Source organism: Dokdonella aquatica, from assembly GCF_051987395.1.
Taxonomy (GTDB): Bacteria; Pseudomonadota; Gammaproteobacteria; order Xanthomonadales; family Rhodanobacteraceae; genus Dokdonella.
Window position 1 is genome coordinate 2,587,530 of sequence record NZ_CP197094.1, and the last position, 26,752, is coordinate 2,614,281.

Consider the following 26,752-nt stretch of genomic DNA (forward strand, 5'->3'; position numbering starts at 1 on the left):
CGGTGGCCGCTTCCAAGCCCAATGGCCTGGCGTCGCTGGGCAAGCTGACGGAACTCAAGCAGCGCCTGCTCTTCGTGGTGGGCGCGCTGATCGTGTTCCGACTCGGTTCGTTCATTCCGGTGCCGGGTGTCGACCCGGAGGCGATGGCGCGGCTGGTGTCCAACAGCGGCGGCATCATCGACATGTTCAACATGTTCTCCGGTGGCGCGCTGAGCCGATTCTCGCTGTTCGCCCTCGGCGTGATCCCGTACATCTCGGCGTCCATCGTCGTGCAGCTGTTCAGTTCGGTGATCCCGGCCTGGCAGGCGCTCAAGAAGGAAGGCGAGTCGGGTCGGCGCAAGCTGACCATGTACACGCGCTGGGGCACCGTCGGCCTCGCGGCGTTCCAGTCGTTCGGCGTCGCGACGATGCTGCAGACGCAGGCGGGCGTGGTCTACGCGCCGGGTCCGAGCTTCGTGTTCGGCACGGTCGTCGGCCTGACTGCAGGCACGCTGTTCCTGATGTGGCTCGGCGAGCAGATCACCGAGCGCGGCATCGGCAACGGCATCTCGCTGATCATCTTCGGTGGCATCGTCGCGGGCCTTCCGTCCGCGGTCGTGCACACGCTCGGCATGGCACAGAACGGCGAGCTCTCGCCGCCCAAGGTGCTCATGGTGCTGATCGCGGTGATCGTCGTCACGCTGTTCGTGGTGTTCATGGAGCGCGGCCAGCGCCGCATCACCGTGAACTACGCGCGTCGCCAGGGTGGTGCCGGCAAGGCGTACACGAACCAGAGTTCGCACCTGCCGCTCAAGATCAACATGGCGGGCGTCATTCCGCCGATCTTCGCCTCGAGCCTGATCATGTTCCCGGCTACGGCCGCGGCGTGGTTCAACAATTCGAGCGAGCTGCGCTGGCTGCAGACGCTGACCTCGGCCCTCGGCCCGGGCGAGCCGCTGCACATGGCGTTGTTCTCGGCGATGATCGTGATCTTCGCGTTCTTCTACACGGCGCTGGTGTTCAACTCGCAGGAAACCGCGGACAACCTCAAGCGTTCGGGTGCGTTGATCCCGGGCATCCGTCCCGGCAAGGCGACGGCGGACTACATCGACGGCGTGATGACGCGACTCACCGGCATCGGTGCGCTCTACCTCGTCATCGTCTGCCTCGTGCCGGACCTGCTGCGCAACGCGTGGAACGTGCCGTTCTACTTCGGTGGCACCTCGCTGCTGATCGTGGTCGTCGTGGTGATGGATTTCACCGCGCAGATCCAGGCGCACCTCGTGTCGCACCAGTACGAGAGCCTGCTCAAGAAGGCCAACCTCAAGGGGCGCTGATCCACGCGCCGGGGTTGGGTAAGAGGGTCTCCCGGCGCGCCGCGCCGGGCCTGCTCGTGGGAGGGCTTTATGTTTCCTCCCGATCAGGATAGAATACGAAGTTCACTGCGCATTTAGTTCTTTCGGAGACAGTCAAACATGGCGCGCATTGCGGGTGTCAACCTTCCGGTCCAGAAGCACGCCTGGGTCGGACTGCAAAGCATTTTCGGCATCGGCCGTTCGCGGTCGAAGAAGGTCTGTGAGAGCGCGGGTGTCGCGCCGACGACCAAGATCAAGGACCTGACGGAAGCCGAGGTCGACAAGCTGCGTCACGAAGTGGCCAAGTACACGGTCGAGGGTGACCTCCGCCGCGAGATCGGCATTTCGATCAAGCGCCTCATCGACCTGGGCTGCTACCGCGGCCTGCGTCACCGTCGTGGCCTGCCGCTGCGCGGCCAGCGCACGCGCACGAACGGCCGTACCCGCAAGGGTCCGCGTCGTGCGATCAAGAAATAACCTGCCCGGAATCGCATCATGAACAAGCCGGTCGCCAAGCCGAAGAAGAAGATCAAGCGTGTCGTGACCGACGCTGTCTGCCACGTGCAGGCGTCGTTCAACAACACGGTCGTCACGATCACCGATCGCCAGGGCAATGCGCTCTCGTGGGCGACTGCGGGTGGCGCGGGTTTCCGCGGCTCGCGCAAGTCGACGCCGTTCGCTGCCCAGGTCGCCGCCGAGAAGGCCGCGCGCGTCGCCGCCGAGTACGGCGTCAAGACGATCGAAGTGCGCATCAAGGGCCCGGGGCCGGGTCGCGAGTCCGCCGTGCGTTCGCTGAACAACGTCGGTTTCAAGGTCACCAACATCATCGACGTGACGCCGATCCCGCACAACGGGTGCCGTCCGCCGAAGAAGCGTCGCGTCTAAAGGATTCCACCATGGCTCGTTATATCGGACCCACCTGCAAGCTGGCCCGTCGCGAAGGCGCGGACCTCAGCCTCAAGAGCCCGGCGCGCGCGATCGATTCGAAGTGCAAGCTGGAACAGAAGCCCGGTCAGCACGGCGCCGCCCGCAAGGGCCGCCTGTCGGACTACGGCGTGCAGCTGCGCGAGAAGCAGAAGGTCAAGCGCATCTACGGCCTGCTCGAGCGCCAGTTCCACAAGTATTACGAGAAGGCCTCGAACCAGAAGGGCAACACGGGTGAAAACCTGCTGCGCGCCCTCGAGTCGCGCCTGGACAACGTGATCTTCCGCATGGGCTTCGCGGTCACGCGCGCCCAGGCCCGCCAGCTCGTCTCGCACGGTGCCGTCGCGGTCAACGGCAAGCGCGTCAACCTGCCGTCGTACCAGGTCCGCCCGGGCGACGAGCTCTCGCTGACCGAAGGCGCCCGCAGCCAGCTGCGCGTGCAGGAGTCGGTGACCGTCTCCCAGGAGATGGATCTCGTTCCGTCGTGGATCGAAGTGGACGCGAAGAAGTTCAGCGGCGTGTTCAAGTCGCTGCCGGAGCGTTCCGATCTGCCCTCGGATATCAACGAGAGCCTGATCATCGAGCTTTACTCGAAGTAATTCGTCGTCATCTTTTGGAGTCCCTGTTCATGGCAGGATCGTCCACCAATGTGCTGCGTCCGCGCGGCATTCAGGTAGAGCGCATCGGTACCAATCACGCGAAGGTCGTGGTGGAGCCGCTCGAGCGCGGCTTCGGCCATACCCTCGGCAACGCGCTGCGCCGCGTGCTTCTGTCCTCCATCCCCGGCTGTGCGATCACCGAGGTCGAGATCGACAACGTCCTGCACGAGTACACGACGCTTGAAGGTCTGCAGGAGGACGTCATCGAAGTCCTGCTCAACATCAAGGACGTCGCGATCCGCATGCACGGCCACGACGAGACGACCCTCACGCTCAGCAAGAAGGGCAAGGGCGTCGTCACGGCGGGTGACATCAAGGTCGACCACTCGGTCGAGATCGTCAACCCCGACCACGTCCTGTGCCACCTGACCAAGGACATCGCGCTCAACATGCGTCTGAAGGTCGCGCGTGGCGTCGGCTACCAGCCGGCGGTGTCGCGTCGCCTGCCGGACGAGGAAGCGCGTCCGATCGGTCGCCTGCAGCTCGATGCCTCGTTCTGCCCGATCCGCCGTGTCGCCTACCAGGTCGACAGCGCGCGCCTCGAGCAGCGCACCGACCTCGACAAGCTCGTGCTCGAGATCGACACCAACGGTGCGATCGATGCCGAGGAAGCGGTCCGCAAGGCCGCCGAGATCCTGCAGGACCAGATCTCGGTGTTCGGTGACTTCACGCGCCGCGAGAGCTCGGATGCGAAGACCGACAAGGGCGGCGTCGACCCGATGCTGCTGCGTCCGATCGACGACCTCGAGCTGACCGTGCGTTCGGCCAACTGCCTCAAGGCCGAGAGCATCTACTACATCGGCGACCTCGTGCAGAAGACCGAAGTCGAGCTGCTCAAGACGCCGAACCTCGGCAAGAAGTCGCTCACCGAGATCAAGGACGTCCTCGGCCAGCGTGGCCTGTCGCTCGGCATGAAGCTCGAGTCGTGGCCGCCGCCGGGCATCGCGCACGGCATGCAGCTGGGCTGATCCATTTCCCGGGCCCAGGCCCGGGATGCTCCACATCCAATAAGCGGAACATCCGCGGGAGCCGGTCCTAGGGCCGGATTCTCATAATAATCGCCAAGAGGATTCCACCATGCGCCACCAGAAAGCCGGTCGCAAGCTCAGCCGCACGAGCAGCCACCGCGAAGCGATGTTCAAGAACATGGCTGCGTCGCTGTTCAAGCACGAGCTGATCCGCACGACCCTGCCGAAGGCCAAGGAACTGCGCCGCGTCGCCGAGCCGCTCATCACGCTCGCCAAGACCGATGGCGTCGCCAACCGCCGCCTCGCCTTCGCGCGCCTGCGCGACAAGCAGGCCGTCGGCAAGCTGTTCGTCGAGCTCGGCCCGCGCTTCCGCGAGCGCAAGGGCGGTTACCTGCGCATCCTCAAGTGCGGCTTCCGCGTCGGCGACAACGCGCCGATGGCGTACGTCGAGCTGCTCGACCGTCCCGCGACGGCCAGCAACGAGGCCGTCGAGGACTGATTCCGACTCGCCGCATGCCCCGGAAAGCCCCGCTCGTCGGGGCTTTTCCGTTTCTGGGGACCGGGGAACCGTGATTGCGGGAACCTGGCGACGCACGCACGGTCAGCAACGCCCACACCACCAAGGAAAACCCCATGAGGTCCTCCCGCCTGTCGTCGCGCCAGCTGTTCCTCTTCATCGCGCTCGCGTGTGGCGCGCTCATGGGGTATGCGCTCTACGCCGAGCATGTGCAGGGCTACATGCCGTGCATGCTGTGCATGGTGCAGCGCGTATTCGTCTGTCTGGCCGGCGCGATCGCGCTCGTCGCCGCGCTGCACGGCCCCGGTCGCACGGGTTCGCGCGTCTACGGCGTGCTCACCGCGCTCGCGGCCGGCGGCGGCGCCTACATCGCCGGGCGCCACGTCTACCTGCAGTGGCTCGCCAACCATGCGCCCGAGCAGCTCGACGGCTGCGCGCCGTCGTTCGAGTACGCGCTGCAGAACTACGAGCCGCTCAAGTTCCTCGGCACGATCTTCATCAAGGACCAGGACTGCGGCGTCATCGACTGGACCTTCCTCGGCCTGTCGATGCCGACGTGGACGCTGGCCTGGTTCATCGTGCTCGCGTTCGTCGCGCTGTGGGCAGGCTTCCGCCGCGCACGCTGATGCCCGTTCGGCGGGGCTGTGGCATGATGATTTTCCGCGACGCAGCACAGATGCCCCGATGAAACGCGACGCCACGATCGCACCCGTACGCATGGCCGAAGACTGGAGTCCGTCCTCGTGGCGCGCCCGTCCGGCCGTGCAGCAGCCCAACTATCCCGATGCCGCCGAGCTCGACGATGCGCTGAGGCAGCTCGGCGAACTGCCGCCGCTGGTCACCTCGTGGGAGATCCTCGCGCTGCGCGGCCTGCTCGCCGACGTCGCCGAAGGCCGCCGCTTCCTGCTCCAGGGCGGCGACTGCGCGGAGAGTTTCGACGACTGCACGTCGCCGCTGATCTCCAACCGCCTCAAGGTGATGCTGCAGATGAGTCTCGTGCTCACGCACGGCCTGCAGTTGCCTGTCGTGCGCGTCGGCCGTTTCGCCGGCCAGTACGCCAAGCCGCGTTCGGCCGATACCGAGACGCGCGACGGCGTCACGCTGCCGTGCTACCGCGGCGACATCGTCAATGCACCCGCGTTCACCGAGCAGGCGCGTCGGCCGGATCCGAAGCGCCTGATCAAGGGCCATGCACGCTCGGCGATGACGATGAATTTCGTCCGCGCCCTCATCGATGGCGGCTTCGCCGACCTGCACCATCCCGAGTACTGGGACCTCGCCTGGGTCGAGCACTCGCCGCTGCAGCTCGAGTACCGGCGTCGCGTCGAGGCGATCGGTGATTCGCTGCGCTTCATGGAGACGCTGGCGGGCCGCCCGGTCGGCGAGTTCCAGCGCGTCGATTTCCACACCTCGCACGAAGCCCTGCTGCTGCACTACGAGGAGCCGATGACGCGCCAGGTCCCGCGCCAGTGGGGCTGGTTCAACATGTCCACGCATTTCCCGTGGATCGGCGTGCGCACGGCCGAGCTCGACGGCGCCCATGTCGAGTACTGCCGCGGCATACGCAACCCGATCGGCATGAAGGTCGGGCCATCGACGAAGCCCGACCAGCTGCTGCGCGTGATCGACGTGCTCGATCCCGACAACGAACCCGGCCGCCTCACGCTGATCCATCGCATGGGCGCGAAGCACGTGGCCGACGCGCTGCCGCCGTTGCTCGCGGCAGTCAAGGCGGCAGGCCGCAAGGTGGTCTGGTGCAGTGATCCGATGCACGGCAACACCGAGGCGCTCGGCAGCGGCATCAAGACGCGACGCTTCGAGAACATCCGCAGCGAACTCGAGCAGGCCTTCGACATCCATGCTGCGGCCGGTACGCGCCTCGGCGGCGTGCACCTCGAGCTCACGGGCGAGAACGTCACCGAGTGCATGGGTGGTGCGCGCGACCTCACCGAGAGCGACCTCACGCGCGCCTACCGGTCGTCGGTCGACCCGCGCCTCAACTACGAGCAGTCGCTCGAACTGGCGATGCTCATCGTGCGCAAGCGCGGTGCGGCGACGCCGATAGCCTGACCCCGTGGCGGCGCGGCGGGGGCCGCGCCACACGCGGCATCCACACCAGGGAGTCCATCGATGCGCCTGACCCCGCGCCGCCATGCCTGGCGGTTCGTCCTTTCCTTGGCCTTGCCGGCGACGAGCGTCGCCGCGTCGTCGACCGACACGGTACCCGTCGAGGGCATCGCCGACCGCACGCCACGCTCGGCCGCGATCACCAATGCACGACTCGTCGTGAAGCCGGGGCAGGTGATCGAGCGAGGTACGCTGGTCGTGCGCGACGGGCGCATCGTCGATGTCGGTGCGAAGGTCACGGTACCGTCCGATGCCCTCGTCGTCGACGTCGGCGGACGCAGCGTGTTCGCGGGCTTCATCGACGCTTCGAGCGACTACGCGCAGCCGCGCGATCCCGAGCCCGTAACGCCTCCGGCACGCGGTGCCGACAGCGATCCGCCGGTATCCGGCGCACGCCACTGGAACCGCAAGGTGCAGCCCGAGCTCGATGTGGCCGAGCGCCTGCGTCCCGACGCGAAGGCCGCCACGGCGCTGCGCGAACTCGGCTTCACGAGCGTGCTTTCGGTGCCCGGCAAGGGTGTGCTGCGCGGGCAGTCGGCGCTCGTCACGACCGCCGAGGCGACGCGCGCGAACGAGATCCTCGTGCGTCCGCGCGTCGCGCAGCACATCGCGTTCGAATTCGGCACATGGCCGTCGCGCGACTATCCGGCCTCGCTGATGGGCGCGATCGCGCTCGTGCGCCAGACCGTGCTCGACGCACGCTGGCAGGCGCAGCGCCTCGCGTGGCAGTCCCGCCACCGTGACGCCGAGGTGATCGAGGCGAACCTCGCGCTCGAAGCGCTCGGCCCGCTCGCCGAAGGTCGGCAGGCCGCGATCTTCGCGACGCGCGACGAGCTCGACATCGGCCGTTCGCTCGCGATCGCGCGCGAATTCGACCTGTCCGCCGTGCTCGTCGGCTCCGGGCGTGAGTACCGCCGCGTCGGCGAACTCGCCGACGCCCGGGTGCCCGTGATCGTGCCGCTGGATTTTCCCGAGGCGCCGGCCATCGAGGATCCCGATCGCGCGCTCGACGTGTCACTCGCCGAACTCGAGCACTGGGAGTGGGCACCGTTCAACGCGCGCGTGCTGGCCTCGGCCGGCGTGCCGTTCGCGTTCACCGCGGCCGGCCTCAAGAAGCCACAGGAGACGTTCTGGAAGCACGTGCGCAAGGCCGTCTCGAGTGGCCTCGACGAGGATCACGCGCTGGCCGCGCTGACCGTGCAGCCCGCGGCGATGCTCGGCATGTCGGATCGCCTCGGCACGCTCGAGCGCGGTCGCCTCGCCCAGTTCGTCGTCGCAGACGCCGACCTGTTCCGCTCGGATCGCGCGCGCATCCACGAGACCTGGATCGACGGCCGTCGCCTGCCGTCGCGCGGCGCGCCCTCCGATGCGCGCGGCCGCTGGACACTGACGTGGCATGGCGTCGAAGGGCCGCGTGATCTCGATGTCAGCGGTGAAACCGCCACGCCGAAGGGCAAGGCCGGCGACGCCGACGTTGCGATGACGGTCGCCGGCGACACGCTGACCGCCTACCTGCCGGGTCGCCTCGTCGGCCGCTCGAGCGAGCGCGTCGCGCTCGTCGCGGCGCTCGACGGCGACACGCTGTCGGGGCGCGTCGTGCTCGACGACGGCGGCGAATGGCGCGTGGAAGGCCGTCGTGCCGACACGGCCAGGGCCGCGGCCGCGAAGGCCGCCATGCCCCCTCTGCCCGGTTCGCTCGGGCGCTATCCGGCCGGCGAGTACGGGGTCGTCGACGCGCCGGCTCCGCGTGCCGTGGTGTTCCGCCACGCGACCGTGTGGACACAGGAGACGCAAGGCGTACTCGAGGATGCCGACGTACTCGTCGAAGGCGGCCGCATCAAGGCCATCGGTCGCGGGCTGGGCGTGCCGTCGGGTACGGTCGAGGTCGACGCACGCGGCAAGCACGTCACGCCGGGCCTCATCGACGCGCATTCGCACATGGCCGTCGCGGGCGGCGTCAACGAGAGCTCGCATTCGGTGACCAGCGAGGTACGCGTCGGCGACGTGCTGGATCCGACCGACATGACGCTGTACCGCCAGCTCGCCGGCGGCGTGACCAGCGCGCACCTGCTGCACGGCTCGGCCAACACGATCGGCGGGCAGTCGCAGACGATCAAGCTGCGCTGGGGCGGTGACGCACAGGCGCTGCGTTTCGACAGCGCGCCCGGCACGATCAAGTTCGCGCTCGGCGAGAACGTCAAGCAGGCCAACTGGGGCGAGGCGTTCACGAAGCGCTACCCGCAGACGCGCATGGGCGTGCAGGAAATCCTCGTCGACAGTTTCGCGGCCGCACAGGATTACCGCGAGCGCGTCGCGGCGAAGAAGGGCGCGCCGGTGCGGCGCGACCTGCGCCTCGAGGCGCTCGCCGAGATCCTCGACGCGCGCCGCTACGTGCACGTGCACAGCTATCGGCAGGACGAGATCCTCGGCTTCGTGCGCATCGCGCAGCGCTACCGTTTCGTGCCGACGTTCCAGCACGTGCTCGAAGGCTACAAGGTCGCCGACGAACTCGCCGCGCTCGGTGCGGGTGCTTCCACCTTCAGCGACTGGTGGGCTTACAAGATGGAAGTCGCCGACGCGATCCCGTACGCGGGTGCGCTGATGACGCGGCAAGGCGTCGTCGTGTCGTTCAATTCCGACTCCGACGAGCTCGGCCGCCGCCTCAACACCGAGGCAGCGAAAGCCGTGAAGTACGGCGGTCTGGCCGAGACCGATGCGCTCGACCTCGTCACGCGCAACCCCGCGAAGCAGCTGCACGTCGACTCGCGGGTCGGTTCGCTCGCCGTGGGCAAGGATGCCGATCTCGTCGTGTGGAATGCCCATCCGCTGTCGTCGTTCGCGATCGCCGAACAGACCTGGGTCGACGGCCGCAAGCGCTTCGACCGTGCCGACGACCTCGTCGAGCGCGCGCGCATCCTGCGCGAGCGCGATCGCCTCGTCGCGAAGATCCTGCCCGAACGCGTCAAGGCGCTCGCCAGGGGCGACGGCGAACGCAAGCCCGACGCCGCCGCGCCGGCGCCGAAGGCCGATCACGATCTCGTGCATTTCGCCGGGTTGAGGCCGCCGTACCACGACAGCGAGCCCGTCAACGTCTGCGAGGAGGACCACCGATGACCCTGCGCGTCCTCATCGCCGCGCTCGCCGCGACCTTCGCCCATGCCGCGATCGCGGTGACGCCCGCGTCGCGCGCGCCCGCCACGCCGGTCGTGCTCGCCGGAGCGGACCTGCACACGATCAGCCACGGCGTCGTGCCGAAGGGTGAGCTGCTCATCGTCGACGGGCGCATCGCCGCGCTCGGCGCCACCGTCGATGCCCCGGCCGGTGCGACGCGCATCGACCTCGCCGGCAAGCGCATCTACCCGGGCCTGATCGCTGCCAACAGCGTGATCGGCCTCAGCGAAGTGGCCGCGGTGCGCGCGACCAACGACTTCGCCGAGAGCGGCGCGGTCACGCCCGAGGTGCGCGCCGAATCGGCGGTCAACCCGGATACCGAACTGTGGCCTGTCGCACGCGCCAACGGCGTGCTCGCCGCGCTCGTGATGCCGCGCGCCGGCAACGACGGCGTGCTCGCGGGCCGCGCGGCGCTCATGCGTCCGGACGGCTGGACGGCCGAACAGATGACGATCGCCGCGCCGGCCGGGCTCGTGCTCGCATGGCCCGAGGCGCGTGCACCGGAGTGGATGCCGCAGGCCGCGCGCGATCGCGCGGAAGAAAGCGCGCGGATCAAGCGCGTGGCGCTCGATCAGGCGATGCGCGACGCACGCGCCTACGCCGCCGGCAAAGGCAAGGGGCAGGGCGTCCAGGATCTGCGCTGGGAGGCGATGCTGCCCGCGCTCGAGCGCCGAGAGCTCGTGCTCGTGCAGGCGGATTCGTCGGTGCAGATCCGCGAAGCGCTCGCGTTCGCCGCACGCGAGAAGCTGCGCATCGCGATCGTCGGTGGTCGTGATGCGTGGCGTTTCGCGTCGACGCTGCAGGCGGCCGGCATCCCCGTGATCCTCGGCTCGTCGCACTCGCTGCCGGCGCGTCGCGGCGAGGCCTACGACACGATCTACGCCTCGGCCGGCAAGCTCGCCGCCGCGGGCGTCACGCTCGCGATCGCCAATGACGGCGACAGCATGGCGGCGTCGAACGAGCGCAACCTGCCGTACCAGGCGGCGAGCTACGCAGCCTACGGCCTTGGAGCCGAAGCCGCACTGCGCGCGATCACGCTCGGCCCGGCCGAGATCCTCGGTGTCGCGGAGCGGCTCGGCTCACTCGATGTCGGCAAGGACGCGACGCTGTTCGTCGCCGACGGCGACGTGCTCGAGGTGCGCACCAAGGTCGAGCGCGCGTGGATCGGCGGGCGCGAGATCGATCTCGCCAACCGCCACACGCGCCTCAACGAGACCTACGAGCGCAAGTACCGCGGCGAACCGAAGGACTGACCCGCGTGACACGCGGGCGATCGCGTCACGCGGCGCGATCGTCCGCGAGCCAGAGGCGACCGCGCAGCGAGTTGCTCATGGCCTCGGTGACTACCACGTCGACGAACTGGCCGATCAGGCGCGGATGGCCCGGGAAGTTCACGAAGCGCATGTTCTCGGTGCGGCCCGTGAGCTCCTGCGCGCTCTTGCGGCTCAGGCCCTCGACGAGCACGCGCTGGGTCGTGCCGACCATCGCCTCGTTGATGCGGCGCGCGTTCGCGTTGATCGCGGCCTGCAGGCGCGTCAGGCGCGCGTGCTTGACCTCGGCCGGCGTGTCGTCGGCGAGCGTCGCGGCCGGCGTGCCGGGGCGCGCCGAGAAGATGAAGCTGAAGCTCTGGTCGAAGCCGATGTCGTCGATGAGCTTCATCGTCTTCTCGAAATCGGCGTCGGTCTCGCCCGGGAAGCCGACGATGAAATCGGAGGACAGGCAGATGTCCGGACGTACCGCGCGCAGCTTGCGGATGCGCTGCTTGAACTCGATCGCGGTGTAGCCGCGCTTCATCGCGGCAAGGATGCGGTCCGAGCCCGACTGCACGGGCAGGTGCAGGAAATTGGCGAGCTGCGGCACGTTGGCGAACGCGTCGATCAGCGAATCGCTGAATTCCATCGGGTGCGACGTGGTGAAGCGAATGCGGCCGATGCCGTCGATCTCGGCGATCGCGTGGATCAGCAGGCCGAGGTCGGCGATGCCGCCGTCGTGCATCGGGCCGCGGTAGGCGTTGACGTTCTGGCCGAGCAGGGTGACCTCGCGCACGCCTTGCTCGGCGAGCATCGCGACCTCGGCGACGACGTCGTCGAACGGGCGGCTGATCTCCTCGCCGCGCGTGTACGGCACCACGCAGTACGTGCAGTACTTCGAGCAGCCCTCCATGATCGAGACGAACGCGGTCGGACCCTCCGCACGCGGCTCGGGGAGGCGGTCGAACTTCTCGATCTCGGGGAAGCTGATGTCGACCTGCGGTTTGCCGGTGGCGCGCCGCGCGGCGATCATCTCGGGCAGGCGGTGCAGGGTCTGCGGGCCGAACACGAGGTCGACGAACGGCGCGCGCTTGACGATCGCCTCGCCTTCCTGGCTCGCGACGCAGCCGCCGACGCCGATCACGACGGACGAGTTCGCCTGCTTGAGCTGGCGCCAGCGGCCGAGCTGGCTGAACACCTTCTCCTGCGCCTTCTCGCGGATCGAGCAGGTGTTGACGAGGATGACGTCGGCCTCGGCCTCGTTGTCGGTCAGCTCGAGCCCATGCGAGGCCTGCAGCACGTCGACCATCTTGGCCGAGTCGTACTCGTTCATCTGGCAACCGTGGGTCTTGATGTAGAGCTTGCCGGCCATGGGTCTGGAGAATCGTGAGCGAACACAGTAGTTTACGCGCTGCCCGGGGACGCCGCCAGCGTCGCGGGGCCGATCCGCCGTGTTGCGCGGCAGGTCGCGAAACTTTTCCGCGCGACACGGTTCCATAGCACCCGATGCCGATTCGAGCCTCCCTCGCCAGCCTCACCGTCGCGGCCGCCTGCCTGGCGCCGGCGGTCGTGCGCGCCGACACGCTGTACAAGTGCGAGGGACCGGGCGGCACGATCGCCTATACGAACAAGAAGGAAAGCTTCACGGCCTGCAAGGCCGTCGCGAGCTATGCCGCGCGCAAGCCGGCACCGAGCAGCGCGCAGGCGACGCGGCGCTGGGACTACCAGGAGCGCGTCGATCCGAAGGCGCAACGCTCGGGCGTGGTCAGCACCGCGCCGCTCGTGGCATCGACCACGCCGCCGGCCGACGCGGCGAAGCCGGAGGCGGTCGCGCAGCTTGATGGCAAAGCCGGGCCTGCGCCGGTCAAGGCCGTGGTCGCCTCGGCCGCGCCGGCGACGCCGAAGGTCGTGCGCGGCGCGGTCTACCGCGTCGACCGCAAGGACGGCATCGTCGAGTACACGAACGTGCCGCCTCGCGGTGGCAAGTACGCACTGCTGTTCAGCTACATCGCGACCTGCGTCGCCTGCGACGTGCATTCGAAGATCGACTTTTCGGCGACGCGCCTCAACCTCGATGCGTACCGTGACGAAGTCGCCCAGGCCGCCGCCGAGTTCGGCGTCGACGCGGCGTTGATCCGCGCGGTCATGCACGCGGAATCGGCGTTCAACCCGATGGCGCTCTCCTCGAAGGGCGCGCAAGGCCTCATGCAGCTGATGCCGGGCACGGCTTCGGACCTCGGCGTCGTCGACGCCTTCGACGCGGCCGAGAACATCCGCGGCGGCGCGCAATACCTCTCGCAGATGCTCAGGAATTTCAACGGCGACGTGCGCCTCGCGACGGCCGCGTACAACTCGGGTCCCGGTGCAGTGCAGAAGTACGGCAACAACGTGCCACCGTTCGCGGAGACCCAGGTCTACGTCGAGCGCGTCGCGACGTTGCGCGAGCGCTACAGCAAGGCGCTCTGAAAAGGGCCTCCGCGCGCCCCCGCCCGAGGTCAGGTCCCGACGGTCGTCGGCTGTGGGCGCTGCATCATGGTGAGATCGAGGGTGAAGGCCGTGCCGTTGCGCAGGCCCTCCACGCGCACGAGCTTGCCCGGCGCAAGCGCGGCTTCGTGCATGCGCAGGTCGGTCGCATCGGTGACCTCGTCGCCGTCCAGGCGCAGCAGCACGTCGCCGGCGCGCAGGCCTGCAGCGGCGGCCGGACCGCCCGGGTGGACCTCGAGCACGACCGCGCCTCGCGCCACGACGGGTTGCGTCGGGTTGGCCAGCGAGGCATCGGCGTAGTCGATGCCGAGCCAGCCGCGGATCACGAGGCCGTGGCGCACGATCTGGTCGAGCACGGCCTTGGCCGTCGCGACCGGGATCGCGAAGCCGATGCCTTCCGCGCTCTGCGTCGCGCCGCCACCTTGCCTGGCATCGCCGCTGTTGCGGTAGAACGCGGTGCTGATGCCGACGAGTTCGCCGGCCGCGTTGACGAGCGCGCCGCCCGAGTTGCCCGAATTGATCGCGGCGTCGGTCTGGATGAAATCCTCGTAGGCGGACAGCCGCAACTGTCGGCCGGTCGCGCTGACGATGCCCATCGTCACGGTCTTGCCGATGCCGAACGGATTGCCGATCGCGAGCACGACGTCGCCGACGTTGGTGGTGCCGCCTTCGGCGATGTTGATCGGCACGAGGTTGGCCGCCTCGATGCGCAGCACGGCGAGGTCGGTGTCGGCGTCGACGCCGATCACGCTCGCGCGCGCGACGTTGCCATCCGACAGCAGCACCTGGATGTCGTCGGCGCCGTGGATGACGTGGTTGTTCGTGAGCACGTAGCCGTCGGCGCTGAACACGACACCCGAACCGAGGCTGCGTTCCGGCTTCAGGTAGGACGGCCCGCGAACGATCGAGCCGAACAGGCGCTGGGTCAGCGGGTCGGGCGTGACGCGGTACTGGTACTGCCGCATCGTCGTGATCTTGTTCGCATAGATGCTCACGACGGCAGGGCCGGCGCGATTCACCGCGTCCGCATACGAGAACGGGCCGCTCGCGCGAGGGGAGTCCACGCGCGGCGCGGCGGTCGCCACCGGGGCGGCGGGCGAGGGGCCGCGCAGGCGGTTCGCGATGCCCGGCGCTAACACGCTCACGAGGAACGCGACGGCGAGGCCGAGCACGGCGAAGCGCACGACGAAGGAGACGAGGCGGGTGGTCGCGCTGCGCATGGTCCGGAAGGCGTGGGCGCCCGTGGCGGGGGACATCCTGCCGCGCCGCGCTTGATTGTGCGGTACGGAGTGCTTCGTTAAACTACCACGATTCTGGGGCTCCCCCATCGTTGTACCGCTTTTCTCCGCAGTAATCAGCAAGCTCCGTAATCAGCAAGCTCCTGGAGTGCCGGATGGCAAATGACGGCGTCGACAAGGGCCGCCGACGATTCCTGACCGCGACGACGGCTGTCGTCGGCGGCGTGGGTGTCGCGGTGGCTGCCATACCCTTCATCAAATCGTGGCAACCGAGCGCGCGGGCGAAGACCGCAGGTGCCCCGGTCGATGCCGACATCAGCAAGCTCGAAGAAGGCCAGATGGTCATCTACGAGTGGCGCGGCCAGCCCGTGTGGATCATCCGCCGCACCAAGGCGCAGCTCGATGCGCTGCCGGGCCAGGACGGTCGCCTGCGTGATCCGAAGTCGCAGAACGCCGACCAGCAGCCGAAGTTCGCGCAGAACGAGTACCGCTCGCTCAAGCCCGAGGTACTCGTGCTCGTCGGCCTGTGCACGCATCTGGGCTGTGCGCCGAAGCTGCACGCCGAGCTCAAGCCCGAGCCGTTCGATGCCGAGTGGAAGGGCGGTTTCTTCTGCCCCTGCCACAAGTCGCGCTTCGACATGGCCGGTCGCGTCTACGACGGCGTCCCCGCGCCGAGCAACCTCGTCGTGCCGCCTTACAAGTTCGTCGACGACGGCCACATCGTCATCGGCGTCGCCGAGGGGGCAGCGTAATGGCCAATGCACTTTCCCGCGCCGTGACCGGCGTGCAGGAGTGGTTCAACGACCGTGCTCCGTCGTTCGGGCCGTTCTACCGCAAGCACATGACGGAGTACTACGCTCCGAAGAACTTCAACATCTGGTACATCTTCGGCGTCCTGTCGATGGTGGTGCTGGTCAACCAGATCCTCACCGGCATCTTCCTCACGATGCACTTCAAGCCGAGCGCCGCGGAAGCGTTCGCCTCGGTCGAGTACATCATGCGCGACGTCGAGTGGGGGTGGCTGATCCGCTACATGCACTCCACGGGTGCATCGGCGTTCTTCGTGGTCGTCTACATCCACATGTTCCGCGGCGTCATGTACGGCTCGTACAAGAAGCCGCGCGAGCTCGTGTGGGTGCTCGGCATGCTGATCTACCTCGTGCTCATGGCCGAGGCGTTCCTCGGCTACGTGCTGCCGTGGGGCCAGATGTCGTTCTGGGGCGCCAAGGTGATCATCTCGCTGTTCGGTGCGATCCCGTACGTCGGCGGCGCGCTGACCGAGTGGATCATGGGCGATTACCTGCCGTCCGACGCAACGCTCAACCGCTTCTTCGCGCTGCACGTGATCGCGCTGCCGCTGGTGCTGCTGCTGCTCGTCGTGCTGCACATCTTCGCGCTGCACGAGGTCGGTTCGAACAACCCGGACGGCGTCGAGATCAAGAAGGGCCCGAAGGGCAACCGCTGGTCCGACAAGGCACCGGCCGACGGCATTCCGTTCCACCCGTACTTCACGGTGAAGGACACGTTCTACACCGGCTGCTTCCTCATGGTCTGCGCGTTCATCCTGTTCTTCGAACCGACCCTCGGCGGCTGGTTCCTCGAGCACGACAACTTCGTCGAGGCCAACCGCCTGGTGACGCCGGAGCACATCAAGCCGGTGTGGTACTACACGCCGTTCTACGCGATGTTGCGCGTGGTCCCCGACAAGCTGCTCGGCGTGCTCGTCATGTTCGGCGCGATCATCGTGCTGTTCTTCCTGCCATGGCTGGACCGCGGCAAGGTGAAGTCCTGGCGTTACCGCGGCACGGGCTTCCGCGCGGCGATCTTCGTCCTCGGCGTGTGCTTCGTGTGGCTCGGCAAGATCGGCGCCGGCCCCGGTACCGATCCGGTCGAGACGGTGATCGGCCGCATCCTGACGGCGGCGTATTTCGGCTTCTTCGCCTTCCTGTTCGTCTACACCCACTTCGGTTTCGAGAAGACCAAGCCGGTGCCGGAGAGGGTGACGAGCCATGACTGAGACGATCATGCAGCAGACGCGACATGCGATCGTGAACGTGTTGATGGTGCTGGCCCTCGCGCTCGTGCCGGCGGCTGCGATGGCGGCCGGCGGCGGCAGCCTGCAGGCGTCCAATGCGAGCCTGTCCGACGCGGGTTCCCTGCAGAACGGCGCCAAGCTGTTCTTCAACTACTGCTCGGGCTGTCACTCGCTCAAGCTCATGCGCTACTCGCGCATCGCGGAGGACCTCGGCCTGACGGAAGAACAGGTCATGGACAACCTGAACTTCACGACGGCGAAGTTCGGCGAGCAGGTGCCCCCGAGCATGCACGCCGACGATGCCAAGCGCTGGTTCGGTGCGACGCCACCCGACCTGACGCTCATGGCGCGTGCCAAGGGCACGGACTACATCTACACCTACCTCAAGACGTTCTACATCGACCCGACGCGCCCGCTGGGCTGGAACAACACCACGTTCCCGAACGCGTCGATGCCGAACGCGCTGTGGGAGCTGCAGGGCGTCCAGACCGCCACGTTCAAGCCGCACGAAGGCGGCGACCCGGTGTTCGAGAAGTTCGAGATGCACCAGGAAGGTCGCCTGAGTTCCGCCGAGTTCGACGCTGCGGCGCGCGACATCGCGAACTTCCTGCAGTACACGGCCGAACCCGCCGGTCTCAAGCGCAAGGCGATCGGCGTGTGGGTGCTGGCGTTCCTGGGCCTGTTCACGCTGCTGGCCTGGCTGCTCAAGCAGGAATACTGGAAGGACGTCCACTGACGTCGCCGGCCGGCCCGCCCACGGCGGGCCGACCCGTTCCCCGGCCCTTCACGGGCCCGCTATGCGGTTCAGTCCCGCCGTAGTAAAGTTCGGCGCCTCGGGAGCAGCCGGAATTGCTCCGGCTGTTCTGGATCTGGCGGGGTCCCGGCCCGCGGGGGAGGAGTTGCGAATGGCCTTGAATCAGCGCTCGCGCGCGGTTCTGACGGTGTTCTCGGCGCCGGACTGCGTGCATTCGCACAGGGTCCGGCTCGTGCTCGCGGCGAAGGGCGTCAGTTACGACCATGTGACGGTCGACCTCGACAACCCGCCGGAAGACCTCATCGACCTCAATCCGTACAACTCGGTCCCGACCCTGGTCGACCGAGACCTCGTGCTCTACGACACGAGTGTCATCTGCGAATACCTCGACGAGCGCTACCCGCATCCCCCGCTGATGCCGGTCGACCCGCTCTCCCGTGCGCGCCTTCGCCTGGCGATCGTGCGCCTCGAGAACGACTGGCTCACCCTCGTGGACCGCATCGACGAAGGCGGCAAGGCCGCCGACGCCGCGCGCCGCACCTTGCGCGACGACCTCGTCCGCAATGCGCCGGCCTTCAAGGCATCCCGGTTCTTCCTGAGTCCCGAGATGAGCCTGGCCGACTGCGCGCTCGCGCCGTTGATCTGGCGCCTCGAGGCGCTCGATGTGCAGTTGCCCAAGGAAGCGCAACCCGTGCTCGACTACGGCGAACGCATCTTCCGCAGCCAGGGTTTCACGCGTAGCCTGACAGCCGAAGAACGCGCCTTGCGCCACTGAGGAAACGGGCTGGTGTCTGCAACTGCAATGAGTTCCAACCGCCCGTACCTGCTGCGGGCGATGCTCGAATGGATCTGCGACAACGACCTCACGCCCTACCTGCTCGTCGATGCGGCGGCGGGCGGCGTGAGGGTTCCGCCGAGTGCCGTGAAGGACGGCCGGGTCGTGCTCAGCATCGCGCCGCGCGCGGTCGCCCAGCTCAAGATCGGCAACGATGTGGTGACGTTCCTCGCGCGTTTCGGCGGGGTCAGCCAGTCGATCGAGATCCCCGTGTTCGCGGTGCTGGCGATCTACGCGCAGGAGAACGGGCAGGGCATGATGTTCCCGGCCGAGGGGACTCCCGAGCCGGAACCCGAGCCCGAGCCGCCCGAAGAGGCACCGAAGCGACCGACGCTGCGCGTGGTCAAGTAAGGCTCACTCGACGATGTGGACGATCGGCGGCAGCCCGTTGGCGACCTCGCGCACGGGCAGCGTCCAGGTCCCGACGCTGCGCCCGACCATGCTGACATTCGCGGGGTGGCGGTCGGTGCCGTCGAAGCTGACCTCGAACCCGTAGCGCCGCCGCAGGCAGAGCCGGCCGTCGCGACGTGCGAAGCCGATCCTCTGCAGCGACACGGTGTGGTCGAGCAGCTGCAGGCCGGCTTCCTGGCACAGGCGGCGCGCGCTGCGCGCGGCGAGCTCGCGAGCGGCGAGCGCGTCGAACCACAGGGCCACGGCGAGCCCCCCCAGCAACATCGGTATCATCGTCCCCAGCATGACGTGAGTGTGGAGGCGGTCACGCGGGGCGACAAGCCCTCGCCTTTCTTACCTCGGGTTCATCGTGGGACGTCGCCGGTTCGCTACAATCCCGGCACTGCGTGGGGAGTTCCGAGTGACGGCAATCGATATTCCAGGCTACCTGGTGCGACGCGAGCTGGGTGCGGGCGGGATGGCCAGCGTCTATCTCGCGGTGCAGACCTCGCTGGACCGGGAGGTCGCGCTCAAGGTCATGGCCCCTGCGCTCGCCGTCGACCCGACCTTCTCCAAGCGCTTCCTGCAGGAAGCGCGCATGCTCGCGTCGCTCGCCCACCCGAACATCGTGCAGGTGTACGACGTCGGCGTGACGCAGACGCAGCTCAACTACTTCTCGATGCAGCACCTGTCGGGCGGCGACTTCGCCCAGCGCGTGCGCATCGGCCTGTCCGAGAAGGACCTCGTGCGCGTGCTCGAGGGCGTCGCCAATGCGCTCGGCTACGCGCACCAGCGCGGCTACGTGCACCGCGACGTCGCGCCCGGCAACATCCTGTTCGACGTCAACGACACGCCGGTGCTGACCGACTTCGGCATCGCGCGCGCGATCAGCCAGGCTGCCCGCATCACGAGCGCCGGCATCTCGATCGGTACCAGCCACTACATGAGCCCCGAGCAGGCGCGTGGCGGCGACGTCGACGCGCGCTCCGACCTCTACGGCCTCGGTGTGCTGACGTGGTTCGGACTCACAGGCAAGCCGCCCTACGAGGGCGCCGACGGCTTCGCCGTGTCGTACGCGCACGTGTTCGAGCCGATCCCGCGCCTGCCGCCCGCGCAGGCGCACTGGCAGCCGATCATCGACAAGGCGCTCGCGAAGGACCCGGCCGACCGCTACCAGAGTGCGGACGAGTTCGTCGCGGCGCTTTCGCGCTTCGATGCGCGTGCCGCTGCACCTGCGCCGGCGCCCGAGGCCGAAGCGCCGACGCGCGTGATCAAGCGCGACGCGGTCGCGGCCGCGGCCGCCGCGCGTGCGACGGCCGAGCCTGCGGCGCGTGCTCACGTGCCCGCGACGGAGCCGGCTCCTTCCGTCGTGGATGCCGCTCCCGCTCCCGCGGGAAAGCGCTGGATCCCTGTCGTGCTCGCCATCGTCGGAGCGCTCGTCGTGGCCGGCGTCGGCTATGCGGTCTTCGCGCCGAAGTCGTCGACCACGACGGCTGCAGTGCGCCCGGCGCCGGCGAAGCCTGCGCCCGAAGCGCCCAGGCCCGTGGACACGCCGGTCGCCACCGCGCCTTCGCCGCCACCGCCCGCCGATCCCGCTGCAGGAACGACGGCTGCGCCCGTGATTTCCGACACGGTCGCGTCGACCGACGTGACGACCGAAGCCACCGACGTCGCGAGCGAGGAGCCGCTCGATCTATCGAAGGTGCCCACGGTCGTCGATCCGGTCGTCGAGCTCGTGCGCCTCGCGCGCGCCGATCTCGCCGGTCAGCGCCTGACCAACCCGCCGCGCACGAATGCGTTCGAGCGGTTCAGCCTCGCCCTGCGCATCGACGCGAAGTCCAAGCCCGCCGCCCAGGGCGTGGTCGACACGGCGCGTGCCTACGTCGATCTCGCCGAGAAGGCGTGGACGGCCGGCAACCCCAAGGAATTCACCGACTTTCTCGCCAAGGCCGAGGAAGTCGCGGCGACCGTACCCGATGGTGCCGCGACGGTCGCCGCTGCGCGCACGCGCCGCACGACCGAAGTCGATGCCTTCGTCGCACAGGCGGACGCCGCTGCGCTCGCGTGGGACAAGGACGCGGCGCGCGCGGCCTACGAGAAGGCGCTCGTGCTCGACGCGAAGAACACCAGAGCGCGCGACGCCCTGCGTACGGTCGACCGCATCGGCGCGCCCGGTTTCGTGTTCCGCGACACCGCCGGTGACGGCAAGGGCCCCGAGCTCGTCGTCACGTCGACGCGCCTCGCGTTCGCGCGCCGCGAGACCACGCGCGCCGAATTCGCACGCTGGTGGGCCGCGGCGGGCCAGCGCCAGTTCGGCGGCAAGGAGCCTTCGTGCCGCGACCGCGAGTCGGTGTTCCGCTCGTCGCGCAAGCGTACCTGGCAGGTGCCCGGATTCGACCAGGACGACACGCATCCGGTCGTCTGCGTGAGCTTCGCGCAGGCGGCGGCGTACGCCCAGTGGCTCTCGACGTCGACCGGCAAGCGCTATCGCCTAGCCACGGCCGCCGAATGGGACTCGCTCGCGAAGCAGGCGCCCGCGGGAAGCTGCACGAGCGCGAACCTCGCCGATGCCGCATTCCGCAAGGCCTTCGACACGCGTGCCGGGGCCGAATGCGACGACGGCTTCTCCGCGACCTCTCCGGCCGGCCGGTTCCCGGCCGTCGCCGGCGTGTTCGACATCGACGGCAACGCACGCGAGTGGATTGCCGCGTGCGGCAAGTCCGGCGCGCTCGCCGCGGGCTGCCGCGAGCACGGTGTGCGCGGACGCGGCTGGATGTCTCCGGGTGATCGCGAGGGCGTCACCGAAAGCAACGCGTACGGCGACGACGTCGCCATGAACACCCTCGGTTTCCGCGTCGTGCGCGAGATCGATCCGTGACACCGCATCACCGAAGCGCCAAGGGGGCGTGATGAAGCTGATTTTTCCGAATGGCGAGCACGAGACCGTGATGCTCGGGGAGGGCATCACGCGCGTCGGCTCGGGCAGCGATGCCCATGTCGTGCTGGTCGCCTCGGGCGTCGCGCTCGACCATTGCGAGATCGAGACGCGCGATGGCCAGGCCACCGTGCGCGTGCGCGACGCGAGTGTCGCGACCGTGCTCAACGGTCGCCAGATCGACGGCGAGAGTCCGCTCAAGCCGGGCGACCTGCTGCTGTTCGGGCGTATCGGTTGCCGCGTCGTCGCGGTCGAACGCGTCACCCCGGTACCGCCACCGGCGGCCGCCGCTGCCCCCGAAGACGGCCGCACGCGCGTGCGCATGGCGTTACCGAAGTTCATGCTGCGCGGCGTGTCGGGTCCGACTTTCGGGCGCAACTTCGCGCTCACCGGCACGATGACGGTGGGTCGCCAGGCCGACTGCGACATCTCGATCCCGGCCGACGAAGTCTCGCGTCACCATCTTCGCCTGCAGGTCACGAGCGAAGGCGTCATGGTCGAGGATCTCGGCTCGGCCAACGGCACCTGGATCAACGACAAGCGCGTGCACACCGGCATGCTGCACCCGGGCGAGGAGCTGCGACTGGACACGATCCGCTTCCTGCTGCTCGCGCCGGGCGCGCAGGTTCCGGCGGCTGGCGCGTCGCGAGCCGCGGAACCCGTCGTCGAAACCAGGCCATCGGGATCGAAGGCCGGCCTCGTCATCGGCGTCGTGGTCGCGCTTGCGGTCGTCGCGGGCGTCGCCTTCTGGATGCTGCGCGGCAGCTGACGCCGCGCGTCGGTTCACGCGTCGACGAGTTCGACGCGCATCGACAGGTCGACGGCGCGCACGTGCTTGGTCAGTGCGCCGATCGAGATGAAATCGACGCCGGTCTCGGCGATCGCGCGCACGCGCTCGAGGCCGACGCCGCCGGAGACCTCGAGCGGCACGCGACCGTCGACTTCGGCGACCGCCTGCATCAGTTCATCGGGCTCGAATTCGTCGAGCATGATGCGGTCGGCCTGCGCGGCGAGGGCTTCGCGCAGTTCCACGAAATCCTCGACCTCGACCTCGACGAGCAGCCCGGGATGCAGTTCGCGCGCGCGGGAGACGGCCGCCGCGATCGAACCCGCCGCGGCGACATGGTTCTCCTTGACGAGCACGGCGTCGAACAGGCCGATGCGATGGTTCGTGCCGCCGCCGGTGCGTACCGCGTACTTCTGCGCGAGGCGCAGGCCGGGCAGCGTCTTGCGCGTGTCGAGGATGCGTGCGCGCGTACCCTTGACGGCGGCGACATAGGTCGCCGTCACGGTCGCGGTCGCCGACAGCGTCTGCAGGAAGTTGAGTGCGCAACGTTCGGCCGTGACGAGTGCCCGTGCGGGACCTTCCACGCGGCACAGCACGTCGCCCGCGGCCACACGCGCGCCTTCCTCGGCGAGCCAGCTCACGCGCACCGCGGGATCCACCGCGGCGAAGCACGCATCGAACCAGTCGCGACCGCACAGCACGGCGGTTTCGCGCGTGATCACGCGCGCACGCGCGCGGCGCTCGGCGGGCAGGAGCAGGGCCGTGACATCGCCGCTGCCGACGTCCTCGCGCAGCGCGCGCTCGACATCGTCATGGATGGCCTCGGCGGATGGGGACGTCATCGTGGCTGCGCTCCGCGGCGGACGGTCGCGCAGGTTAGGCCAAGCGCGCGCACCGTGGAAGTGCGCGCGCCGGCCGTCACGCCGGCGAAGGCGCCGGAGGTGGCGTCGGTGCGGAACCCTCGGCAGGTCCCGATTTGCGCAGGCGCTCGACGATCGCATCGAGCGCGCGATCGAACAGCGGCACTTCCTCGAGCAGCACCGCATTGCCCTGGCGCAGTTCGGCGGCGAGCGCGGTCGCGGTCTTGTCGCAGACCTTGAGGCCGCGGCGGTTCACGAAGAGGTACTTCGAGCTGATCGGACTGATCCAGGAGAGCTTCGCGCGCTCGCGGTTGCCGGACTCGTCGATGAACTCGATCCAGTTGCCGACCTTCATCTGGCGCACCGACTCGAGGAACGCGTCCACTTCCGCGTCGTCGACCACCTCGACGGGATCCGGCTCGATGCTGGCCGTGCCGAGCACGACCTCCTCGACCGGACTCTGGTTCGAGGCCGGAAGGTCGTTCGACGGCGCACTGCCGTCCTCCGCGCGCACGGTGTCGCCCACGTTGCGCTCGATGACTTCCTTGGCGGTCTTGACCTCGACGCTCTCGCCCGCGACGAGGCGCTGGTAGAACTGCGAGAGCTCCTGCATGAGCGAGCGCACGTCGCCATCGTGGTAGGCAACCGTGCCGAGCCCATGGCGCAGAGCCTTCTCGAGCTGGGGCAGCAGCGCGCGCAGGCGCGCCTTCTCGGCCTCGGTCGTCTTCGGCATCGCGCTCCAGACGAACTCGTCGGCGAAGCGCAGCGCGTTCTTCCACTCGTCCGACTCCGCCCCATGGCGCAGCTTGGTCAGCACGAGGTAGTTCGCCCACGGGCGCGACAGCACGTTGTGCACGACCGGCGGCAGCTCGCGGTCGCCGATGCGCTGCAGGATCTCGCGCGCGGCGTCACGACGCGCTGCGTGCAGCTTCTCGCGGCCACGCGTGACCTCGGCCGCGCGCTGTTCCGCGAGGTCCGCGCGCCGGCGGTTCTGCTGCGTGAACTGGTCGAAGCTCTCGAGCTCCTTCTCGATGATGCCGAGGTCGTCGTCGAACTCGAGCAGCACCTTGTCGATCGCGGCCTTGATGCGGTCGTGCAGGCGGTGGTCGGCATCCGCTTCGGGCGACCAGCCCTTGCCGGCCTCGGCCATCGCGTCGAGCAGGCGACGCGCCGGATGCGACTTCTGCGCGAACAGGTGCTTGTCGAGGATCGCGATCTTGAGATAGGGGATCTGCAGGCGTCCGAGCAGGGCCTGGATCTCGGAAGGAATGTTGCGGTCCTGGAGGATGAACTCGAACAGCATGCCGACCAGGTCGATCGTGTCCTCGTCGGCGGTCGAGACGTGGTGTGCGCTCGCGGCGGCACCGCCAAGCTTGCGTACCTGGTCGAGCAGTTCCTGCTTGATCTGCTGCACCGCCTGCGCGGCGTCGGCTGCGCTCGTGGCCTGCGAGTGCGCGGCGATCGTCTGCTGGCCCTGCAGGATGCTCAGCGCGTTGAGGAGATCGGTCGGGCTCAGGTTCGGCACGAGCGGTGCGCCGGTCGCGTAGCCGCCGCCGAAGTCGCCGACGTGCTCGGTCGGGCGCCGGCTGGCGAGCAGGCTGCGCACGGTTTCGTACAGCTCGGCCTGCAGTTCGGCGCCGACGGGATCGTAGGCGCCCGGCATGCCGTGGGCAGCATGCCCCTGTGTATAGGCATTCGGGTCGGCAGCGACGCCGGCGGGCGCGTGGGCGCCCGGCCCGGTGCCGGCTCCGCCGTGCGGAGCCCCGCGTCCTGCCGACGGCATCTGGTGGCGGATCTGCGGCAGCACGCCGGCCCGGATCAGCTCGGCATTGACCTCGTCGTAGAGCGGCTCGAGTCCCGCCATCACGTAGCGGTCGAACAGCTTGTAGATGATGAGCTTCACCTCGACGTTGAGCTCGAGCTCGCGCACGGCGGTGCGGAAGGCCTGGCACAACGGCGCGGGCCCGACCGGGTTGCTCGCGTCCTCGACCGCGTGGCCGCCGTTGATCACGGCGAGGCGCTGGTTGACGAGGAACAGCGTGCGCGCGAGGCGGTTCTCGGCCTTGGCGACCATGCTCGAGATCGCGAGCGACTCCTCGAGCTCCTGATCGTCGACGAGCGACAGGCCGGCACTGCCCTGATGGCCCACCTCGGGCTTGACCGGCTTGAGCTTGCCGTCGGCGAAGTCGGCGAAGATCTTCGAAAGCTGATCCTGGAAAACGCGCTCGACGAGCTGGCGCTTCTTGCGCACCTCGCGCATGCCGTCGAAGAACTGCACCTGAGAGGCGTTGCTCTGCGCACGTTCGGCGAGGTCGAAGAGCGCGTCGTCGACATTCTCGAACAGCGTGCTGACGAGGCCGTTGACACGCTTGAGCGCGATCCCGCGCACGAGCTTGAGCAGCTCGCCGACGCGGTCGCCGGCCTGCGCGGCCTGGCGATGCTTGAGGTCGACGACCTTGCCGGACGGGTCCTCGTTGGTGTTCATGACGGCCTGTTTCCCGAACCTGTGGGCGCCCGTGCGGGCGCACGGACGCAATCTGCCTCAGTCTGATGGCAGCATCGTGTGCCGATCGTTAGCGCGGTGTGAACGAAGTCACAACTCGCCGTGCGCGTTCACGCCGGTGCGACGGCGTCCAGCGCGCGCGCATCGATACGCTGGTCGGCGAGCAGCACGGGGATGCCGTCGTCGACGCGGTAGATCGTCGCATGGTCGGCCGTCACGAGCGCCTCGGAAAGCGACGACGCCAGGGCCGAGCCGTCCGCGGCACGCACACCGCCGGCGGCGATCGCGCGATTGAGCGCGTCCAGGCCGGCTCGATCGAGCACGTGGAGCGGCTGGCCCGAGTGCGGGCAGCGCAGGATGTCGAGCAGGCGTTTGTCCATGAGGAGATCCGGAGCGCGCGACGGAAACGTCGCAGCGCTGCGTTGAGGGCTTGCGGATGCGCTTACAATAGCGGCTTTTCCGCGCACCGACCAATGAGCCCGACTTCCAGCGATCCGCGCATCGGCGTCGTCATGGGATCCCGTTCCGACTGGGAGACCATGCGTCACGCCGCGGAAACCCTCGAGCACCTCGGCATCGCCCACGAGGTCTGCGTGGTGTCTGCGCACCGCACGCCCGACTCGATGTTCGAGTACGCCGAGACGGCCGCCTCGCGCGGCCTCGCCGCGATCATCGCCGGTGCCGGCGGTGCGGCGCATCTGCCGGGCATGCTCGCCGCGAAGACACGCGTGCCGGTGCTCGGCGTGCCGGTGCAGTCGCACGCGCTCAACGGCATGGACTCGCTGCTGTCGATCGTGCAGATGCCGGCCGGCATCCCGGTCGCGACGTTCGCGATCGGCCGTGCCGGCGCGGTCAACGCCGCGCTGTGTGCGACGGCGATCCTCGCGATCGGCGACGGTGCCGTCGCGGCGCGCCTCGACCGCTACCGTCGCGAGCAGACCGAAGCCGTGCTCGCGCGCTCCGATCCGCGCAAGGACTGAG

The 26,752-nt window shown here is 68.6% G+C and carries 25 protein-coding genes; 19 read left to right on the forward strand and 6 right to left on the reverse strand.

Annotation, left to right across the window (positions count from 1 at the left end; translation table 11 throughout):
• Window positions 1-2 precede the first annotated feature (2 nt).
• From secY to ACQQ2N_RS11540, 10 genes are all read left to right on the forward strand, one after another.
• Window positions 3-1,316 carry a preprotein translocase subunit SecY gene (gene secY, locus ACQQ2N_RS11495; protein ID WP_440221715.1) on the forward strand — a complete coding sequence of 438 codons (1,314 nt, stop codon included), beginning with the start codon at window positions 3-5 and terminating at the stop codon, window positions 1,314-1,316.
• 138 nt (window positions 1,317-1,454) lie between these two features.
• Window positions 1,455-1,811 (forward strand): 30S ribosomal protein S13, encoded by a 357-nt coding sequence (gene rpsM, locus ACQQ2N_RS11500; RefSeq protein WP_440221716.1) that lies wholly within the window; start codon window positions 1,455-1,457, stop codon window positions 1,809-1,811.
• An 18-nt stretch (window positions 1,812-1,829) separates the two neighbouring features.
• Window positions 1,830-2,219 carry a 30S ribosomal protein S11 gene (gene rpsK / locus ACQQ2N_RS11505; RefSeq protein WP_440221717.1) on the forward strand — a complete coding sequence of 130 codons (390 nt, stop codon included), beginning with the start codon at window positions 1,830-1,832 and terminating at the stop codon, window positions 2,217-2,219.
• 11 nt (window positions 2,220-2,230) lie between these two features.
• Window positions 2,231-2,857 carry a 30S ribosomal protein S4 gene (gene rpsD, locus ACQQ2N_RS11510; RefSeq protein ID WP_440221718.1) on the forward strand — a complete coding sequence of 209 codons (627 nt, stop codon included), beginning with the start codon at window positions 2,231-2,233 and terminating at the stop codon, window positions 2,855-2,857.
• A 29-nt stretch (window positions 2,858-2,886) separates the two neighbouring features.
• The gene (locus tag ACQQ2N_RS11515) at window positions 2,887-3,885 is read left to right on the forward strand and encodes a DNA-directed RNA polymerase subunit alpha (RefSeq protein ID WP_440221719.1); all 999 of its coding nucleotides are present in this window, start codon (window positions 2,887-2,889) and stop codon (window positions 3,883-3,885) included.
• A gap of 109 nt (window positions 3,886-3,994) precedes the next feature.
• Window positions 3,995-4,384 carry a 50S ribosomal protein L17 gene (gene rplQ, locus ACQQ2N_RS11520; RefSeq protein ID WP_440221720.1) on the forward strand — a complete coding sequence of 130 codons (390 nt, stop codon included), beginning with the start codon at window positions 3,995-3,997 and terminating at the stop codon, window positions 4,382-4,384.
• 134 nt (window positions 4,385-4,518) lie between these two features.
• Entirely contained in the window at window positions 4,519-5,028 is a 510-nt protein-coding gene (locus tag ACQQ2N_RS11525; RefSeq protein WP_440221721.1) for a disulfide bond formation protein B, read from the forward strand.
• A gap of 58 nt (window positions 5,029-5,086) precedes the next feature.
• Window positions 5,087-6,472 (forward strand): class II 3-deoxy-7-phosphoheptulonate synthase, encoded by a 1,386-nt coding sequence (locus ACQQ2N_RS11530; protein ID WP_440221722.1) that lies wholly within the window; start codon window positions 5,087-5,089, stop codon window positions 6,470-6,472.
• A 60-nt stretch (window positions 6,473-6,532) separates the two neighbouring features.
• Window positions 6,533-9,643, forward strand: coding sequence for an amidohydrolase family protein (locus ACQQ2N_RS11535; RefSeq protein WP_440221723.1), 3,111 nt, complete (start codon window positions 6,533-6,535; stop codon window positions 9,641-9,643).
• A complete protein-coding gene (locus tag ACQQ2N_RS11540; RefSeq protein WP_440221724.1) occupies window positions 9,640-10,953 on the forward strand; it encodes an amidohydrolase family protein in 1,314 nt (437 codons plus the stop codon). The genes ACQQ2N_RS11535 and ACQQ2N_RS11540 overlap by 4 nt, the downstream gene beginning before the upstream one ends.
• Window positions 10,954-10,978: 25 nt before the next feature.
• Here ACQQ2N_RS11540 and miaB read toward each other — a convergent pair whose 3' ends face one another.
• The gene (miaB, locus tag ACQQ2N_RS11545; RefSeq protein ID WP_440221725.1) at window positions 10,979-12,448 is read right to left on the reverse strand and encodes a tRNA (N6-isopentenyl adenosine(37)-C2)-methylthiotransferase MiaB; all 1,470 of its coding nucleotides are present in this window, start codon (window positions 12,446-12,448) and stop codon (window positions 10,979-10,981) included.
• Between the two features lie 8 nt (window positions 12,449-12,456).
• On the opposite strand from miaB, the gene ACQQ2N_RS11550 reads away from it, so the two are divergent.
• The gene (locus ACQQ2N_RS11550) at window positions 12,457-13,416 is read left to right on the forward strand and encodes a lytic transglycosylase domain-containing protein (RefSeq protein WP_440221726.1); all 960 of its coding nucleotides are present in this window, start codon (window positions 12,457-12,459) and stop codon (window positions 13,414-13,416) included.
• A 29-nt stretch (window positions 13,417-13,445) separates the two neighbouring features.
• Here ACQQ2N_RS11550 and ACQQ2N_RS11555 read toward each other — a convergent pair whose 3' ends face one another.
• On the reverse strand, window positions 13,446-14,654 hold the full coding sequence (locus ACQQ2N_RS11555) for a S1C family serine protease (RefSeq protein WP_440221727.1): 1,209 nt from the start codon (window positions 14,652-14,654) through the stop codon (window positions 13,446-13,448).
• A gap of 173 nt (window positions 14,655-14,827) precedes the next feature.
• Here ACQQ2N_RS11555 and petA point away from each other — a divergent pair, with 173 nt between their 5' ends.
• From petA to ACQQ2N_RS11580, 5 genes are all read left to right on the forward strand, one after another.
• Entirely contained in the window at window positions 14,828-15,424 is a 597-nt protein-coding gene (gene petA, locus ACQQ2N_RS11560; RefSeq protein WP_440221728.1) for a ubiquinol-cytochrome c reductase iron-sulfur subunit, read from the forward strand.
• Window positions 15,424-16,689: a cytochrome b gene (locus ACQQ2N_RS11565; RefSeq protein ID WP_440221729.1), complete on the forward strand. Its 1,266-nt coding sequence runs from the start codon at window positions 15,424-15,426 to the stop codon at window positions 16,687-16,689. Before petA ends, ACQQ2N_RS11565 begins: the two co-directional genes overlap by 1 nt.
• A gap of 7 nt (window positions 16,690-16,696) precedes the next feature.
• Window positions 16,697-17,443 carry a cytochrome c1 gene (locus ACQQ2N_RS11570; protein WP_440225747.1) on the forward strand — a complete coding sequence of 249 codons (747 nt, stop codon included), beginning with the start codon at window positions 16,697-16,699 and terminating at the stop codon, window positions 17,441-17,443.
• A 169-nt stretch (window positions 17,444-17,612) separates the two neighbouring features.
• A complete protein-coding gene (locus ACQQ2N_RS11575; protein WP_440221730.1) occupies window positions 17,613-18,236 on the forward strand; it encodes a glutathione S-transferase N-terminal domain-containing protein in 624 nt (207 codons plus the stop codon).
• A 27-nt stretch (window positions 18,237-18,263) separates the two neighbouring features.
• Window positions 18,264-18,647 carry a ClpXP protease specificity-enhancing factor gene (locus tag ACQQ2N_RS11580; RefSeq protein ID WP_440225748.1) on the forward strand — a complete coding sequence of 128 codons (384 nt, stop codon included), beginning with the start codon at window positions 18,264-18,266 and terminating at the stop codon, window positions 18,645-18,647.
• Between the two features lie 3 nt (window positions 18,648-18,650).
• Here the strand turns inward: ACQQ2N_RS11580 and ACQQ2N_RS11585 are convergent, their stop codons facing one another.
• Window positions 18,651-18,971: a DUF3301 domain-containing protein gene (locus ACQQ2N_RS11585; RefSeq protein ID WP_440221731.1), complete on the reverse strand. Its 321-nt coding sequence runs from the start codon at window positions 18,969-18,971 to the stop codon at window positions 18,651-18,653.
• A gap of 166 nt (window positions 18,972-19,137) precedes the next feature.
• On the opposite strand from ACQQ2N_RS11585, the gene ACQQ2N_RS11590 reads away from it, so the two are divergent.
• Both ACQQ2N_RS11590 and ACQQ2N_RS11595 read left to right on the forward strand, forming a co-directional pair.
• A complete protein-coding gene (locus tag ACQQ2N_RS11590) occupies window positions 19,138-21,564 on the forward strand; it encodes a bifunctional serine/threonine-protein kinase/formylglycine-generating enzyme family protein (protein WP_440221732.1) in 2,427 nt (808 codons plus the stop codon).
• 31 nt (window positions 21,565-21,595) lie between these two features.
• Window positions 21,596-22,390 carry an FHA domain-containing protein gene (locus tag ACQQ2N_RS11595; RefSeq protein WP_440221733.1) on the forward strand — a complete coding sequence of 265 codons (795 nt, stop codon included), beginning with the start codon at window positions 21,596-21,598 and terminating at the stop codon, window positions 22,388-22,390.
• A gap of 14 nt (window positions 22,391-22,404) precedes the next feature.
• Here ACQQ2N_RS11595 and nadC read toward each other — a convergent pair whose 3' ends face one another.
• The 3 genes from nadC to ACQQ2N_RS11610 form a co-directional block, all read right to left on the reverse strand.
• A complete protein-coding gene (gene nadC, locus ACQQ2N_RS11600) occupies window positions 22,405-23,250 on the reverse strand; it encodes a carboxylating nicotinate-nucleotide diphosphorylase (RefSeq protein ID WP_440221734.1) in 846 nt (281 codons plus the stop codon).
• 76 nt (window positions 23,251-23,326) lie between these two features.
• Window positions 23,327-25,753: a DUF1631 domain-containing protein gene (locus tag ACQQ2N_RS11605; RefSeq protein WP_440221735.1), complete on the reverse strand. Its 2,427-nt coding sequence runs from the start codon at window positions 25,751-25,753 to the stop codon at window positions 23,327-23,329.
• Window positions 25,754-25,881: 128 nt separating this feature from the next.
• Complete coding sequence (locus tag ACQQ2N_RS11610; protein WP_440221736.1) at window positions 25,882-26,151, reverse strand: Trm112 family protein; 270 nt, start codon at window positions 26,149-26,151, stop codon at window positions 25,882-25,884.
• Between the two features lie 93 nt (window positions 26,152-26,244).
• Here ACQQ2N_RS11610 and purE point away from each other — a divergent pair, with 93 nt between their 5' ends.
• Window positions 26,245-26,751 carry a 5-(carboxyamino)imidazole ribonucleotide mutase gene (gene purE, locus ACQQ2N_RS11615; RefSeq protein WP_440221737.1) on the forward strand — a complete coding sequence of 169 codons (507 nt, stop codon included), beginning with the start codon at window positions 26,245-26,247 and terminating at the stop codon, window positions 26,749-26,751.
• Window position 26,752: the final 1 nt, after the last annotated feature.